The 15,649-nt window shown below is 71.6% G+C and carries 11 protein-coding genes; 3 read left to right on the top strand and 8 right to left on the bottom strand.

Features of this window, described 5'->3' with window-relative positions; all coding sequences use genetic code 11:
- Positions 1 to 85: 85 nt before the first annotated feature.
- The 4 genes from H490_RS27595 to hflX all read right to left on the bottom strand — a co-directional run bounded on the left by H490_RS27595 (position 86) and on the right by hflX (position 6,443).
- The gene (locus tag H490_RS27595; RefSeq protein WP_017884743.1) at positions 86 to 991 is read right to left on the bottom strand and encodes a methylenetetrahydrofolate reductase; all 906 of its coding nucleotides are present in this window, start codon (positions 989 to 991) and stop codon (positions 86 to 88) included.
- Positions 988 to 2,169, bottom strand: coding sequence for a hypothetical protein (locus H490_RS27590; RefSeq protein ID WP_017884742.1), 1,182 nt, complete (start codon positions 2,167 to 2,169; stop codon positions 988 to 990). Before H490_RS27590 ends, H490_RS27595 begins: the two co-directional genes overlap by 4 nt.
- Positions 2,166 to 4,508, bottom strand: a complete 2,343-nt coding sequence (gene metE / locus H490_RS27585) for a 5-methyltetrahydropteroyltriglutamate--homocysteine S-methyltransferase (RefSeq protein WP_017884741.1) — start codon at positions 4,506 to 4,508, stop codon at positions 2,166 to 2,168. The genes H490_RS27590 and metE overlap by 4 nt, the downstream gene beginning before the upstream one ends.
- Positions 4,509 to 4,670: 162 nt before the next feature.
- Positions 4,671 to 6,443 carry a GTPase HflX gene (hflX, locus tag H490_RS27580; protein ID WP_017884740.1) on the bottom strand — a complete coding sequence of 591 codons (1,773 nt, stop codon included), beginning with the start codon at positions 6,441 to 6,443 and terminating at the stop codon, positions 4,671 to 4,673.
- A 191-nt stretch (positions 6,444 to 6,634) separates the two neighbouring features.
- Here hflX and H490_RS27575 point away from each other — a divergent pair, with 191 nt between their 5' ends.
- Positions 6,635 to 7,246 (top strand): class I SAM-dependent methyltransferase, encoded by a 612-nt coding sequence (locus H490_RS27575; protein ID WP_017884739.1) that lies wholly within the window; start codon positions 6,635 to 6,637, stop codon positions 7,244 to 7,246.
- 72 nt (positions 7,247 to 7,318) lie between these two features.
- On the opposite strand, the gene H490_RS27570 is transcribed toward H490_RS27575, so the two are convergent.
- Positions 7,319 to 9,010, bottom strand: a complete 1,692-nt coding sequence (locus H490_RS27570; protein WP_017884738.1) for a dihydroxy-acid dehydratase — start codon at positions 9,008 to 9,010, stop codon at positions 7,319 to 7,321.
- A gap of 170 nt (positions 9,011 to 9,180) precedes the next feature.
- Positions 9,181 to 9,906 carry a GntR family transcriptional regulator gene (locus H490_RS27565; RefSeq protein WP_017884737.1) on the bottom strand — a complete coding sequence of 242 codons (726 nt, stop codon included), beginning with the start codon at positions 9,904 to 9,906 and terminating at the stop codon, positions 9,181 to 9,183.
- 40 nt (positions 9,907 to 9,946) lie between these two features.
- Between H490_RS27565 and lhgO the strand changes: the two genes are divergently transcribed.
- Together lhgO and H490_RS27555 are read left to right on the top strand one after the other, a co-directional pair.
- Positions 9,947 to 11,194, top strand: coding sequence for an L-2-hydroxyglutarate oxidase (lhgO, locus tag H490_RS27560; RefSeq protein ID WP_017884736.1), 1,248 nt, complete (start codon positions 9,947 to 9,949; stop codon positions 11,192 to 11,194).
- Positions 11,191 to 13,986, top strand: a complete 2,796-nt coding sequence (locus tag H490_RS27555) for an FAD-binding and (Fe-S)-binding domain-containing protein (protein ID WP_017884735.1) — start codon at positions 11,191 to 11,193, stop codon at positions 13,984 to 13,986. The genes lhgO and H490_RS27555 overlap by 4 nt, the downstream gene beginning before the upstream one ends.
- A gap of 130 nt (positions 13,987 to 14,116) precedes the next feature.
- Here H490_RS27555 and H490_RS27550 read toward each other — a convergent pair whose 3' ends face one another.
- Positions 14,117 to 14,527, bottom strand: a complete 411-nt coding sequence (locus tag H490_RS27550) for a carboxymuconolactone decarboxylase family protein (RefSeq protein ID WP_017884734.1) — start codon at positions 14,525 to 14,527, stop codon at positions 14,117 to 14,119.
- 88 nt (positions 14,528 to 14,615) lie between these two features.
- Positions 14,616 to 15,566 carry an NAD(P)-dependent oxidoreductase gene (locus tag H490_RS27545; RefSeq protein WP_017884733.1) on the bottom strand — a complete coding sequence of 317 codons (951 nt, stop codon included), beginning with the start codon at positions 15,564 to 15,566 and terminating at the stop codon, positions 14,616 to 14,618.
- Positions 15,567 to 15,649 lie beyond the last annotated feature (83 nt).

Raw genomic sequence — 15,649 nt, 5'->3', positions numbered from 1 at the left:
CCGGGCCGGGGCCGCCCCCGGCCCGGCGTCGGCACGCGGTGGCGAGCGGCCGAACGCCGCGGGAGCGCCCGGCGCTGCCGTACCCTCAGCCGATCGGATCCGGCGTCAGCAGCTGCAGCTCGCGCAGCACGGCCAGCACCTGCTCGTGCCGGTTGAAGGTGTAGAGGTGCACCGACGGGGCTCCCCCGGCGAGCAGCGCGCGTGCGAGGTCGACCGTGTGCTCCACGCCCAGCTCGGGCGCGTATCCCCCGGCCTCCTCGAGTGCCCGTTCCAGCCCCTCGGGGGCCGGGCGACCCGCCAGCGACGCGACCTTGCGCAGCTGCGCACTCGTCGAGACCGGCATGAGCCCGGGCAGCACGGGGATCCGCAGCCCCGCGCTCTGGGCGTCGCCCACGAAGCCGAGGTACTCCTCGGCCCGGAAGAAGAGCTGCGTGACGGCGAACTGCGCGCCGGCCTCCTGCTTCTCGATGAGCCATTCGATGTCCTGCGAACGCGATCGCGACAGCGGGTGCCCGTTCGGGTACGCGGCCACGGCGGTGCGCCCGACGCTCGTGAGCGGCGGTCGCTCGGCGCGGGCCTCGGCGACCAGATCGACCAGCTCGAGCGACGACAGGGATCCCGTCACCGCAGGGTCGTGCTCGTCGAGCCCCCGCGGCGGGTCGCCGCGCAGGGCGAGGAAGTCGTGCACGCCGGCGTCCATGATGCGGTGGATCGTCTCGCGCACCGCATCGCGGCTCTCACCGACCGTGGTGAGGTGTGCGAGCGGCAGTGCGTCGGTGTGATCGCGCAGGTACTTCAGCAGGTCGAGCGACGCGTCGCGGTTGGACCCGTTCGCCCCGTAGGTGACCGAGATGAAGTCGGGGCCGGCTGCGGAGAGGTGCTGCACGGCGTGCCCGAGGGCGAGGGCGGCGGCGCCGCTGCGCGCCGGGAACACCTCGAAGGAGAAGCGGGCGCGGGTGGGCGCGCTGCCCGCGAGCGGCAGCGGGCTCACGACGCCGCTCCCGCCAGGGCCTCGGACGCCAGCTCGGTGCCCCGCACCCGAGCGGCGATCTTGGCGAAGGCCACGTCGCGGGCGAAGTCGGGCGAGCCGTGCCGCGGCTTCTCGTCGATGAGGTAGGGCGAGAACCCGCAGTCGTCGGTAGAGCCGAGCAGCTCGGGCGGCACGAAGCGCGCCGCCCGCACGAGCTGGTCGCGGATCTGCTCGGCCGTCTCGAGCCTCGGATGGGTGGGGTTGGTCACGCCGATGAGCACGCGCGGGGCGCGCCCGCGGGATGCCCGTCCGCGCAGCTGACCGCCGACGAGACGGGCGACACGATCCGGATCCTTCTCCCCCGCGGCCTGCACCAGGAAGTACCCCGCCTCGATCTGGAACAGCTCGGGGATCAGCTCGGCGTAGTCGATGTCGGCGCTGTGCGCCGAGTCGTTGTCGTTGCCGGGGCAGGTGTGCACGCCCACCGCGGCGCGCTGCCGCGGCTCGAGGCGATCCAGCACCCGGTTGATGAGCTCGATGAAGCCTCCCAGCGCTTCGGGGCCGGCCCACGGGGCGCGCAGATCACGGCGCAGCGCGAGGCGCCCCTCCGTGAAGTCGATCGTGACGCGGGAGGCGCCCGCGGCGAAGCAGCGCGCGATGTCGTCGGCGCAGCCGTCGACCACGTCGTTCAGGAAGTCGTCGCGCGAGTAGTCGCCGAGGCCCGCATCGGGCACCATGAGCGACAGCATCGACGGCGAGATCACGGCCTGCTTGAGCGGCAGGTCGGTCAGCTCGCGAGCCGCCGACACGTCATCGGCGGCCCACGCGCGGAAGGCGAACGGTGCGCTTGCGAGGCTCGGGATCACCCGGTGGTGGCCGTCGGCGAACACCGCGAAGACCGGCCCTTCCTCGACCTCGTCGGTGCCGAGCGGATAGCTCGCGAAGCTGTGCCTGCGCTGCTCGCCGTCGGAGATGATCGGCGAGCCGGTCGCCGCCAGGCGGTCGAGGGTGTCGCGCACCGCGAGATCCTGCTCGGCGCGCAGCTGGGCCTGCGAGGCGAGCCCCGTCTCGGCGTCGAGCACCGCGCGCTGCAGCCGCGCCGGGCGCGGCAGCGAGCCGACGGGCTCGGTGGGGAGCCGATCGCTCGGCCAGGGCGCCGCCGCACCGGGCTGCGGCGCCCGCGAGTCGGGCAGCGTCACACCGCTCCTTCGCGCACCGCCTGAGCCGCCCGCACGAGGTTCGTGAGGCTCTCCACGGTCTCTTCGTAGCCGCGCGTCTTGAGCCCGCAGTCGGGGTTCACCCACAGCTGCTCGCCGGGGATGCGGCTCGCGGCGATGCGGATCAGCTCGGTCTGCTCCTCGACGCTCGGCACGCGGGGCGAGTGGATGTCGTAGACGCCCGGGCCGATGCCGCGCGAGTAGCCGTGATCACCGAGGGGCTCGACCACGTCCATGCGGCTGCGGGCCGCCTCGATCGAGGTCACGTCGGCGTCGAGGCCGTCGACCGCGTCGATGATCTCGCCGAACTCGGAGTAGCAGAGGTGGGTGTGGATCTGCACCTCGGCGGCCGCCCCGCTCGTCGCGAGACGGAACGACCCCACCGACCAGTCGAGGTAGGCGGGCTGGCGGTCGGCGTCGAGCGGCAGCAGCTCGCGCAGCGCCGGCTCGTCGACCTGCACGATCTTGATGCCGGCCTCGACGAGATCGTCGATCTCGTCGCGCAGCGCGAGCGCCACCTGGTTCGCGGTGTCGGCGAGCGGCTGGTCGTCGCGCACGAACGACCAGGCGAGGATCGTGACGGGGCCCGTGAGCATGCCCTTGACGAGGCGATCGGTGAGCGACTGCGCGTAGGCCGACCACGCGACCGTCATGGGGGCGGGCCGCGAGACGTCGCCCCACAGGATCGAGGGGCGGGTGGCGCGGGTGCCGTACGACTGCACCCAGCCGTGCTCGGTGACCGCGAAGCCGTCGAGCAGCTCGGCGAAGTACTGCACCATGTCGTTGCGCTCGGCCTCGCCGTGCACGAGCACGTCGAGCCCGATCTGCTCCTGCAGCCGGATGACGCGCTCGATCTCCTCGCGGAGGAAGCCGTCGTAGGCCTGCTGGTCGATCTCGCCGCGCGTGAAGGCGGCGCGGGCCTTGCGGATCTCGGTGGTCTGCGGGAAGGAGCCGATCGTGGTGGTCGCGAGGCTCGGGATGCCGAGCGCGCTCTGCGCGTCGCGGCGGTCGCCCTCGGAGGCGCGGCTGCGATCGGCCTCGCCGACGGCGGAGACGCGATCCCGGACGCCGTCGACGCGAACGCCGGGGGCCGATGCGCGGTCCGCGAGCACCCGGTCGACCTCGGCCAGCTCGGCCTCGATGGCAGCGGAGCCCTCGGAGAGGCCGCGGGCGAGGATCGCCACCTGCTCGACCTTCTGGTCGGCGAAGGCGAGCCACGACTTCAGGCGCTCGTCGAGCTTGGTCTCGTCGTTCACGTCGTGCGGCACGTGCTGGAGATTGTTGGAGGTGCCGACGACCACGGCGATGCCCGAGCGCTGCAGAGCCTCGGCGGTGCCGAACGACTGGCGCAGATCGGTGCGCCAGATGTTGCGGCCGTCGACGACACCGGCGACCAGCTGCGTGCCCTCGAACGCCCGCGCGAGCTCGCCGGAGTCGTGGGCCTCGATCGGCAGTGTGCCGCGCACGAGGTCGGCCTGCACCGCCTCGACGGGCAGCGCGCCAAGGCGCAGGAGCGCGCCGGAGGAGTCGCCGTAGGGCGCGGTCAGCAGGATCTGCGGACGCTGCGCCGCGGGCGCCGCGCCGAGCGCGCCGTACGCCCGCTCGACGAGCGCGAGGGTCTGCTCGCGCGGCACCGAGAGCGAGTCGGAGACGAGTGCGGGCTCGTCGAGCTGCACCCAGGAGGCGCCGGCGGCGGCGAGCGCGCTCAGCAGCTCGGCGTAGACCGCGACCGCCTCGTCGAGGCGATCGATGGGGCGGAAGCCCTCGCCGGCGTCGTCGGAGGCCTTCGCGAGCAGCAGGTAGGTGACGGGGCCCACGAGCACGGGGCGCGGCTCGACGCCCTGCTGCGCGGCCTCGGCGACGCCGGCCACGAGGGAGGCCGCGTTCGCCGCGAACGGGGTGCGCTCGTCGATCTCGGGAACGCTGTAGTGGTAGTTCGTGTCGAACCACTTGGTCATCTCGAGCGGCTGGTGGTCCTTGTCGCCGCGCGCGAGCGCGAAGTAGACGTCGAGGTCGCTCGCGCCCTCGCGCGCCGCGACGTCGGCGAAGCGGCCCGGGATCGCGCCGAGCGCGAGCGTCGCGTCGAGCACCTGGTCGTAGAAGCTGAAGCTCTCGGGCACCGCGCCGCCCGCTGCGGGCAGGCCGAGCTCGACGAGGCGCGAGCGGGTCGCGGCGCGCAGCTCCCGAGCCGTCTCGAGGAGCTCGCCCTCGCTCGTGCTGCCCTTCCAGTAGGACTCGATGGCCCGCTTCAGCTCGCGGCGGCGGCCGAGGCGCGGGTACCCGAGGATCGTGGCGTTGGGCAGGGGCGTCGTTGCGGACATGCGGGTCCTTCGGTTCGGGAACGTGGGGTGCGCGACCGGGTGCGATCCGCGCCCGGTCACCCACACGCTATCCCGCACCGCCGACGTGGAGTGCGCATGTTGCGCTGTATGAACTACGAAGTGTTACAGCCTTCGAGTCGGCGTCCGCCCCGAAGGCTCCGCCTACGCCAGGTACGGGTCGAGCTTCGCGAGCATCTCGCCCGTCACGTAGGCGCGCACCCGCGTGCCCTGCTCGACGTACTCCGTCGACAGCACGCGGTTGCGCTCGTGCAGCTCGGCCACGAGCTCGCCGCGGTCGTAGGGCACCACCACGGTGACCTCGCGATCCGGAACCGGCAGCGCCGCGTCGATCCGGCGCCGCAGCTCCTCGACGCCCTCGCCGGTGCGCGCCGAGACGAACACGGCGTCGGGGGCGAGGCCGTGCAGCACGAGCCGCTGCGATTCGTCGAGTAGATCGGCCTTGTTGAAGGCCACGATCTCGGGGATGCCCTGCGCGTCGACCTCGGCGATCACATCGCGCACGGTGCGCAGCTGGGCGGCGGGGTCGGGGTGCGACCCGTCGACCACGTGCAGGATCACGTCGGCCTCGCCCACCTCCTCGAAGGTCGACCGGAACGCCTCGACCAGCTGGTGGGGCAGGTTGCGCACGAAGCCGACGGTGTCGGCGTAGGTGAAGCGGCGCCCGTCGGCCGTCTCGGCGTGGCGCACGGCCGTGTCGAGTGTGGCGAAGAGCTGGTTCTGCACGAGCTCCTGCGTGCCCGTGAGACGGTTCAGCAGGCTCGACTTGCCCGCGTTCGTGTAGCCGGCGATCGCGACCGACGGCACCTCGCCCCGCTTGCGGTTCGCGCGCTTCGCGTCGCGGGCGGGGGCGAAACCGGCGATCTGCTTGCGCAGCTTCGCCATGCGGGTGTGGATCTTGCGGCGGTCCAGCTCCATCTTGGTCTCGCCGGGGCCGCGGGAGCCCATTCCCGCACCGCCCGAGCCGACCTGGCCGCCGGCCTGCCGCGACATCGACTCTCCCCAGCCGCGCAGGCGCGGCAGCAGGTATTCGAGCTGAGCGAGTTCGACCTGGGCCTTGCCCTCGCGGCTCTTCGCGTGCTGGCTGAAGATGTCGAGGATCACCGCGGTGCGGTCGATCACCTTGACCTTGACCACGTCTTCGAGCGCTCGGCGCTGGCTCGGGGCCAGCTCGGTGTCGGCCACGACCGTGTCGGCGCCGACGGCGGCGACGAGCTCGGCGAGCTCCTGCGCCTTGCCTTTGCCGAGATAGGTCGCGGGGTCCGGGTGCGCCCGGCGCTGCAGCAGGCCGTCGAGCACGCGGGCGCCCGCCGTCTCGGCGAGTGCGGCGAGCTCGCGCAGCGAGTTCTCGGCTTCCTCGAGCCCGTGTCGGGCGGAGCCCGTGTAGACGCCGATGAGCACGGCGTTCTCGAGGCGCAGCTGCCGGTACTCGACCTCGGTGACGTCTTCGAGCTCGGTCGAGAGGCCGGCCACGCGCGTGAGCGACGCCCGCTCCTCGCGCTCGAGTCGGATGAGTTCGAGGTCTTCGGCGAGCCGGTCGTGCACCTCGTCGCCGAGTGCCTGCGCTCCGCCGGTGAGGTTGTCGACGCCGAGGCCGCCGGAGCGCGCCGCCGCGTCGCGGATCACGGTCGCGGAGCCGCCGCGCGCGGCGCGTGCGAGCAGCCGCTCGAGCGGATCGGCGCTGTCGGCCGCGTGGGAGTCGTCATCGGGTGTGCCGGAATCGGCGCCGCTCCGGGCCGCGGAAGCACCGGGTTCGTCGCCTGCGGCGGGTGCCTCGGAGGCGTCGGCCTGCGACGCGGCGTTCGCGGAGTCGGCGCGGTCGGAGCGCTGCGCGCTCTTCGCACCGCGGCCCGCTTCGCCGTTCACGACGACGTCGTCGAGTGCGAGGTCTGATTCTTCTGTGAAGCGTTCTGTCATCTGGCCTCCAGTGTACGTCGGATCATCCCGCGCGTGTCGGCCGTTCGCCCACAGCGCGATCCCCCGCACCCGCCCGTGCTTCGGGGCTCGCCGATATCTCGGACGAGGACGCGGATCCCGGCCCGAGGCATCGGCGCGATCCGAAGGACCGGCCTGCCACGGCCGCTCCTCGCGCCTGGGATACTGAGTGGGTGACCGAGCACTACTTCTCCGAGGCCCCCGTCGGCGACTACCGCCCCCGCGAGATCGAGGCGGTGCTGGGCGGCTCCCCGCACGCCGTGCTCACCGCGGGCGGCGTCTTCAGCCCGGACCGCCTCGACCGCGGCACGGAGGTGCTGCTGCGCACGGTACCGGGCCTCGAGGAGGCGCCGGAGGGCGCCGTGCTCGACATCGGCTGCGGGTGGGGGCCGATCGCGCTCGACGCGGCCATCGAGGCCCCCGGGCGCGAGGTCTGGGCGGTCGACGTGAACGCGCGATCGCGGGAGCTCACCCGCGAGAACGCCGCCCGCCTCGGCCTCGGCAACGTGCGGGTCGCGGCGCCCGATGAGGTGCCGAGCGGCCTCGGCTTCGCCGAGATCCGGTCGAACCCGCCGATCCGGGTCGGCAAGGAGGTGCTGCACGGGATCCTCGCCGCGTGGCTCCCCCGTCTGCTGCCCGGGGGCGCTGCCTATCTCGTGGTCGCGAAGCACCTGGGGGCCGACTCGCTGCAGCGCTGGATCGCGGCCGAGTTCGTAGGGCTCGAGGTGTCGCGCGCGGGGCGCGACAAGGGTTTCCACGTGATCGAGGCGCGGGCGCGGGCGTAGCCGCGGACCCCGTCTCGCGCCTGCGCGGCGCCCGACGCCCGCCGCGGCTGGGATCGCGAGCGCCGGTCGCACTCAGTCGGCGACGAGGAATCCGAGGTCTGCGCCCTCCGGAGCCTGCAGCACGTTGTCGTGGTAGAGCTTGCGGTAGCCGCGCTCCCGCCCGATCGCCCTCGGCTCGGAGGGCGTGCGGCGTGCGAGCTCCTGCTCGTCCACGAGCAGATCGAGCACCCGCCGTTCGACGTCGAGCTCGATGAGGTCGCCGTCGCGCACCAGCGAGAGCGGCCCGCCCTTCGACGACTCGGGCGCGACGTGCAGCACGACGGTCCCGTACGACGTGCCGCTCATGCGTCCGTCGCTGATCCGCACCATGTCGCGCACCCCCTGTTTCGCGAGGTACTGCGGGATGGGCGCAGATCCGGCCTCCGGCATGCCCGCCGCCGCGGGGCCGATGTTGCGCAGCACGATGACGTGGTCCTCGGTCAATCCGAGCGACTCGTCGTCGATGCGCGCTTCCAGATCCTCCTGCGAGTCGAACACCGCCGCCGGCCCCCGGTGCGTGTTGAAGCGCCCCGATGCCGCCGCCACCTTCAGCACGGCGCCCTCGGGCGCGAGCGAGCCCTTGAGCGCCACGAGCGCCCCGGGGTCGCCGAGCGGCTCGTCGAGCGTGCGGATCGTCGTCTGCCAGCGCGTGTCGTTCGTCGCCGACTCGATGAGCTCGCCGAGCGTCTTGCCGGTGACCGTCTTCGCGTCCAGCCTGAGCAGCGGCTTCAGCTCGGCCAGCAGCGCCGGCACTCCCCCGGCGATGTGCATGTCGGGCAGGTATCCCTTGCCCGCGGGCTTGCAGTCGACGAGGAGCGGCGTCGCGGCCGACACTCGGTCGAAGTCCTCGAGCGTCAGCCGGATGCCCATGCGCCTCGCGATCGCCGTGAGGTGGATGATGGCGTTCGTCGATCCGCCGATCGCGGAGAGCACGGTCATCGCGTTGTGGAACGAGTCCTCCGAGAGGATCTCGCGCGGCGTGACGGGGTCGCCGATCAGTCGCACGGCCTCCCGACCCGTCCGCACGCCGAGGCGCAGCCGGTCGCTCGATACGGCCGGGGCCGTCGCCCCCGTCGGCAGCATGAGGCCGAGGGCCTCGGTCACGCACGCCATGGTCGAGGCGGTGCCCATGACCATGCAGGTGCCCGACGTGGGGCAGAGCTGCTGGGTCACCTCGGCGATCTCCTCCGCGTCGAGGCCGGCTCCGCGGTAGTCGGCCCACATGCGGCGGCAGTCGGTGCACGCCCCGAGGCGTTCGCCGCGCCAGTTGCCCGTCATCATGGGCCCGACGACGAGGGCGATCGAGGGGATGTCGCTCGAGACGGCGGCCATGAGCTCTGCCGGCACCGTCTTGTCGCAGCCGCCCAGCAGCACCACCGAGTCCATCGGCTGGTTGCCGAGCTGCTCCTCGACCTCCATCGCCATGAGGTTGCGGAAGAGCATCGTCGTCGGGTTCGTCAGGATCTCCCCCAGCGACATCGCCGAGAACACGAACGGGAGCCCGCCCGCCTCGAGCACCCCGCGCTTGACCGCCTCGATCAGCTGGGGCATGTCCCGGTGGCAGGTGGTGTAGTCGGAGGTCGTGTTCAGAATGCCCACGATCGGCCGCTCGAGATCCTCGGCGTCGTACCCCGCGGAGGACAGGAACGCCCGGCGCAGATACTTCGAGAAACCGGGGTCGCCGTACGAGGTCAGACGACCCGCGAAGCCCTTCTGATCCGTCATTCTCTGATCCTTCCTCGGTTCATCGATACGGGGACCCGGGCCTGCGCGAGGCGTGACACGGGCGTGCTGCATTGCTTATTGCATGTTACATGCAAATCGTGTGAAGATGTATCCCACGTCGATCAGAGGGGCGATTTCAGAAAGCGGTGGTGAGACTCATGACGGAGCCGTCAGCTCGGGAACTCGCTCTTGCCGACCCAGTCGAGCAGCTCGGCCACGCGTTCGCGGCTGTACTCCTCCTGGCCCTTGCTCTCCTGGTTGATCAGCAGATATGCGGTGCTGAGAATATGTCGACGGGTGGCGGCCGCAGCCGTGGCCGGGTCCCCCGCCTTCACGGCCGTGAGGATCGCCTCGTGCTCGCCGATGATGTCGTGGGTGGAGCGGCTGTTCGGCACCGTGCCCACCCCGCGCGTCAGCACCACGTTGCGGAGATCCTGCACGATCGAGACGGCTCTCGGGCTGTCGGCGATGCGCAGCAGAGCGAGGTGGAAATCGCGATCCGCGCTCAGGAACTCGTCGTAGTCGGCGTTCTCGGAAGCCCGCTGCATCTTCTCGTGCATGAGCTCGACCTCGGCGAAATCGGACCCCGTGGCGATCTGCGCGGCGCGCGCGATCAGCGGCACCTCGAGCAGCAGCCGCACCTGGAAGACGCCGATCAGCTCGGGAATCGAGGTGCCCACGACGCGGGCGCCCCGGTTCTTCTCGAACTGCACCATTCCCGCCTGGGCAAGCTGGAGCAGCGCCTCCCGCACCGGCGTGCGCGAGACCCCCAGCTCCTTCGCCAGCGCGCTCGTCGAGATCAGCGTGCCCGGTGAGAAGCGTCCGCTCAGAATCGCCTGACGGATGACGCCGACGAGACTGTTCGATGCGGTTTCCCCAAAGACGAACTTCTCCATGAACACCCACTATAGACACAGAAAGCATCGGTTTCGGATCATGTCAACCTCCATAGGTATCGTCGGCGGGGGAATTCTCGGCGCCGCGCTCCTGCACCTGCTGACCGAGCGACATCCGGACTGCTCCTTCACGCTCTTCGAGAAGGAGAGCGCGCCCGCGCTGCACCAGACGGGGCACAACTCCGGTGTCGTGCACGCCGGCCTCTACTACACGCCCGGCAGCCTGAAGGCGACGCTCACGCGCCGGGGGGTCGCGCTCGTCAAGGCGTTCGCCGAGCAGCACGGGCTGCCCTACGACGAGTGCGGCAAGCTGCTCATCGCGACCGACGAGGCGCAGGTGCACCGGCTCGAGCAGATCGCCGAGACCGCCAGGGCCAACGGCGTGCCCGGCATCGAGATCCTGCGCACCCTCGAGCAGATCCGCCGCGTCGAACCGCACGCGAACGGCATCGCGGCCCTGCACTCCCCCACCACGGCCATCACCGACTACGCCGCCATCACCCGCAAGCTCCTCGACCTCTCCGAGCAGCGCGGCGCCGAGCTGAGATTCGGCGCGCGGGTGACGGGCGTGACCGGATCCGACAGCGGGGCCGTCGTCGAGGTCGGCGGTGAGCGGCTCGCGTTCGACCGGGTGATCGTCTGCGCGGGCCTGCAGTCCGACCGCATCGCGAAGACCACGGGCGGCGGCCGCTTCCCCGCGATCGTGCCCTTCGCCGGCAGCTACTACACGCTCGCCCAGCCCAAGGCCGACCTCGTGAAGGGCCTCATCTACCCGGTTCCGGATCCGGCGTTCCCCTTCCTCGGCGTGCACCTCTCGCGCATGATCGACGGGCGCGTGCTCGTCGGCCCGAGCGCCTTCCTGTCCTTCCGACGGGAGGGTTACTCGAGCCTCTCGTTCTCGCTGCGCGACAGCCTGCAGATCGCCGGCACCGGCGCGTTCTGGAGGTTCGCCGCGCGCAACATCCGCAGCGCGGTCCAGCAGCTCGAGGGCAACACCCGACGCGCCTTCGCGCGGCAGTCGAGAGACTTCATCTCCGGCATCGAGCGCCGGGACCTGCTGCCCGGCACGCGGGGCGTGCGGGCGCAGGCGATGCGCTCGGACGGCGCCCTCGAGGAGGACTTCGTCATCGAGCGATCGGGGTGCGTGACCCACGTGCGCAACGCGCCCTCCCCGGCCGCGACCTCATCGATGGCGATCGCCGAGCACATCGCCGACATGATCGACCTCGGCGCGGGCGGGAGCGGAGCGACCGGGGGCACCTCCGCCGCGGAAGAGCGCCGGGCATGACCGCAGCGACGAGCGAGGCGTACGCGTTCCTCGAGCGCTCGGGCGTCGAGGTCGACCGCTCGAAGCGCAGGCGGGGCGAGTACTCGAGCGACTCGTCGAACTACCGGGTGGTGCCCGAGGCCGTCGCGTTCCCCCGCCACTCCGACGAGATCGAGCTGCTGGCCGAGGCGTCGCGCACGTACGGGGTGCCGCTGACCGCCCGCGGCGCCGGAACCTCGGTGGCCGGCAACGCCGTCGGATCCGGCATCGTCTTCGACACGTCGCGGCACCTGAACACGATCCTCGAGCTCGACCCGGAAGCGCGCCTCGCGCGGGTGGAACCGGGCGTCGTGCTCTCTCAGCTGCAGCGGGCGGCGCTGCCGCACGGTCTCCGCTTCGGGCCCGATCCGTCGACTGCGACCCGCTGCACGATCGGGGGCATGATCGGCAACAACGCCTGCGGACCGCGGGCGCTCCACTATGGGAAGACCGCCGACAACGTGCACTCGCTCTCGTTCGTCGACGGCCGGGGGCGCGTCTTCGAGACGGGGCGGATGGAGGGGCTCCCCTCGACTCTCGAGGATCTCGTGCAGTCCGAGCTCGCGACCATCCGCACCGAGTTCGGGCGGTTCGCCCGGCAGGTCTCGGGGTACTCCCTCGAGCACCTGCTCCCCGAGAACCGTCGCGATCTCACGAAGGCGATGGTCGGTACCGAGGGCACCTGCGGTCTCTACACGGAGGCCACGGTGAAGCTCGTGGAGGCGCCCCGCGATCCGGTGCTCATCGTGCTCGGATACCCGAGCATGGTGGCCGCCGCGCGCTCGGTCGTGCACATGATCCCGCACCGCCCCATCGCGATCGAGAGCATGGATCGGCGCCTGCTCGAGTCGGTGCTGAGACACCGCGCCGGCGTGCGCGTGCCCGAGCTGCCGCCCGGCGACGGCTGGCTGTTCGTGGAGATCGACCGTTCGACGGTCGCCGACGTCGACGCCGCGATCGCTTCGTTCCTCGACGCCTCCGGCACGTCGCACTTCAGGGTCGTCCCGTCGCGCGATGAGGCGCAGGCCATGTGGCGCATCCGAGCCGACGGCGTCGGCCTCGCCGGGCGCACGCCCGACGGCGTCCCCGCCTGGCCGGGCCTCGAGGACGCCGCGGTGCCGCCCGAGCACCTCGGGGACTATTTGACGGAGTTCGACGAGCTCTGCGCGCGCTACGGCATCGAGGGGATGCCGTTCGGCCATTTCGGCGACGGCTGCATCCACGTGCGCCTGAGCTTCCCGCTCGAGCAGAGCGGGGACGTGCTGCACGACTTCATGCACGACGCCGCCAAGCTGATCACGCGCTTCGGCGGGTCGCTGTCGGGAGAGCACGGCGACGGTCGCGCGCGCGGCGAACTGCTGCAGTACATGTACTCGCCCCGAGCGCTCACGCTGATGTCGCGCTTCAAGGACGAGTTCGACCCGCAGAACCTGCTGAACCCCGGCGTCATCATCGATCCGCTGCCGCTCACCTCCGATCTGCGCAGGCCTCAGGCGGCGCCGATCTTCGCCCAGGGCCTCGCGCTGCTCGAGGACGGGGGCGACCTCAGCCGCGCCGCGCACCGCTGCGTGGGCGTCGGCAAGTGCCGCGCCGACAACGGCGAGAACGGCGGGTTCATGTGCCCGTCGTATCAGGCCTCCCGTGACGAGAAGGACTCCACGAGGGGGCGGGCGAGGATCCTGCAGGAGGCCGCGAACGGCACGTTCGTGGGCGGGCTGACCTCACCCGAGGTCGCCGACTCCCTCGACCTCTGCCTCTCGTGCAAGGCGTGCTCGCTCGACTGCCCGGCCGGGGTCGACATGGCCGCACTGAAGTCGGAGGTGCAGCACCAGAAGTACCGGGGCCGTATCAGGCCCGTGAGCCACTACACCCTGGGATGGCTGCCCCGTTGGGCGAAGCTTTCCTCCCCGGCGGCTCCGCTCGCGAACGCCGCGCTCCGCGTGCCGGGCCTCGAGAAGCTGGTGCTCAAGCTCGGCGGCATGGACACCCGGCGCAGCATCCCGAGATTCAAGCGATCGTTCACGAGTGCGCGGAGAGCCGCCCGCGATCGGGCGGGATCGCCGAGCGGCGACGCGGTGGTGCTCTGGGCCGACTCCTTCTCGAACAACTTCTCCCCCGAGATCATGGCCGAGACTCGGAACCTGCTCGAACGGGCCGGCTACCGGGTGATCATCCCCGCTCCGGTCTGCTGCGGGCTCACCTGGATCAGCACCGGTCAGCTCGACGGCGCCAAGAAGCGGCTGACCGGCCTGCTCGACGAGCTCGCGCCCTACGCCGAGCAGGGCATCCCGATCCTCGGCCTCGAGCCCTCGTGCACCGCGGTGCTGCGGTCCGATCTGCTGGAGCTGCTGCCGGACGACCCGCGGAGCGCGGCCGTCGCCGAGCGCACGAGGACCCTCGCCGAGCTGCTGCGCCACCGCTCGGGGACGCACGTACGCATCGACCTGACGGGCACCCGGGTGCTCGTGCAGCCGCACTGCCACCAGTACTCGGTGATGGGCTTCGACACCGACGTCGAGCTCATGCGGCTGCTCGGGGCGGAGGTCGAGACGCTCGCCGGGTGCTGCGGGCTCGCGGGCAACTTCGGCATGGAGGCCGGCCACTACGAGATGTCGGTCGCGGTCGCCGAGAATGCCCTCCTGCCCGCCCTGCGCACGAAGGCCGAGACGACCGTCTTCCTCGCCGACGGCCTCTCCTGCCGCACGCAGGCCGACCAGCTCGGCGCGACAGAGGGACTGCATCTCGGACAGCTGCTCAACCGCGCGATGCGCTAGCCGCGGATCCCGCCGCGCTCGGGGCGCCGCCGCATGCCCGGGTCGGATCCTCTCGCCGCGGCCCGGAGACGACCGCGCGGCCGCGGCGGATCACCTCCGCCGCGGCCGCGCCTCGCTCGGTCCCGGGGGCTCAGACGCCGGAGCCGCCCTCGTGCACGCTGACCTGCGGCTCGACGCCCTCGGCGCCGACGACCTCCCGCCATGCCTCGACGCCCGCCTGGAAGGCGACGATGCCCGCTTCCGGAAGTGCGATCTCGATCGCTTCGAGGATCTCCTGCGCCGACAGCCCGAGGTCGAGCGCCACGCGGATGTGGGACTGGATGTGCCCCTTCGACGCCCGCATCACCGTGAGGCTCACGATGAAGATGAGCTCCTTGGTCTTGCGGTCGAGCAGCCGCTCGTCCAGGTACGCCGCCGACACCACGTGGTTCGCCGCCTGCAGCACGGGGAAGTCGTTCTTGGCCATCACCTTGTGGTAGTCGAGCACGTACCCGCGCTTCTCCGCGATGTCGTTGATGTATGCCTGCGGATCGTCCGTCATTTCCTGTTCCTTCGTCTCTGATGATGCTGCGGTCTCTGGTGGTACTGCGGTTCGGCCGGCGGAGCGCCCCGCCGGCGTGTCGGCCCGGTCACGCCGGGTCCGAGTTCTTCACCTCGACGTACCGCGCGAGCTCGGTGTGATCGAGGGGGCCTCCGGAGACGCTCTCATCGCCGAAGAGCCCGAAGGCGGCCTCGGCGCTCCGCTTGGCCTCGAGCAGGTTCGGGGCGCTGAGCCCGTACCGCTCGATGAGGGTGCTCGCGATGCCGATGTCCTTGAGCATGAGCGAGAAGTAGAAGCCGCTGTCGTAGGCGCCCGTCTCGATGTGCCGGGGGAACTTCACCTCGCTGGCCTGGCTGCGGGCCGTCGAGTGGTTGATCACGTCGAGCATCGTCGCTCGGGCGATGCCGAAGCGCTCGGCCGTGAGCAGCGCCTCGGCGGCCGACACGAGGTTGCTCGCCGAGAGGATGTTGTTGATCGCCTTCGCGGCGTGCCCGGATCCCGGGCCGCCGACGTGCACGATCGCGCTTCCCATGCGCTCGAGCAGCGGCCTCACCGCGGCGAAGGCGTCGTCTTCGGCGCCGACCATGATCGAGAGTTCGCCGGTCTCGGCCCGGGCGACGCCGCCCGACACGGGCGCGTCCACGTAGTCGATGCCGGCTGCCTTCGCGAGCGCGTGCAGCCGCTGCGTGCTCTCGGGCTCCGACGAGCTCATGTCGATGATGCGGGTGCCCGGCCGGAGCGCGCCGAGCAGGCCGGATCCGCCCTCCGAGGGCGCGCCGAGCAGCACCGACTCGACGATCGCGCTGTTCGGCAGCATGAGGATCACCGCGCCGAGGCCCTGCGGCGGGCGTCTGAGGTCGGCGACGGCCTCGGCCCCGGGCAGCTGCGCCACGCGGGCGACGGCCTCGGGGTCGGCGTCGTGCACGAGCACGGGGTGGGCGGCGGTGAGCTGCCGCACCATGGGCGCGCCCATGCGGCCGAGGCCGATGAAGAGCACCGGGCCGGTGAGAGCCGTTCCGCCAGGGGGCGTGTCGTTCATTGTCATTGCACCTTTCGTCCGCGGGTCGTCGGGCCCCGTCGCCGGGGATCACCGGTTTTCGAACAGCTTTTCGGCCTCGACCG

It is taken from the genome of Leucobacter sp. UCD-THU (assembly GCF_000349545.1).
Taxonomy (GTDB): domain Bacteria; phylum Actinomycetota; class Actinomycetes; order Actinomycetales; family Microbacteriaceae; genus Leucobacter; species Leucobacter muris.
This window is presented reverse-complemented; position numbering and strand designations above follow the sequence as displayed.

Bases quoted from the DNA above. Each gene is read 5' to 3' on its own strand.
- H490_RS27550 (WP_017884734.1), bottom strand. From the start codon at position 14,527: ATGACGGACGATCCGCAGGCATACATCAACGACATCGCGGAGAAGCGC.
- metE (WP_017884741.1), bottom strand. From the start codon at position 4,508: ATGTCCGCAACGACGCCCCTGCCCAACGCCACGATCCTCGGGTACCCG.
- lhgO (WP_017884736.1), top strand. From the start codon at position 9,947: ATGTCAACCTCCATAGGTATCGTCGGCGGGGGAATTCTCGGCGCCGCG.
- H490_RS27565 (WP_017884737.1), bottom strand. From the start codon at position 9,906: ATGGAGAAGTTCGTCTTTGGGGAAACCGCATCGAACAGTCTCGTCGGC.
- H490_RS27555 (WP_017884735.1), top strand. From the start codon at position 11,191: ATGACCGCAGCGACGAGCGAGGCGTACGCGTTCCTCGAGCGCTCGGGC.
- hflX (WP_017884740.1), bottom strand. From the start codon at position 6,443: ATGACAGAACGCTTCACAGAAGAATCAGACCTCGCACTCGACGACGTC.
- H490_RS27545 (WP_017884733.1), bottom strand. From the start codon at position 15,566: ATGAACGACACGCCCCCTGGCGGAACGGCTCTCACCGGCCCGGTGCTC.
- H490_RS27570 (WP_017884738.1), bottom strand. From the start codon at position 9,010: ATGACGGATCAGAAGGGCTTCGCGGGTCGTCTGACCTCGTACGGCGAC.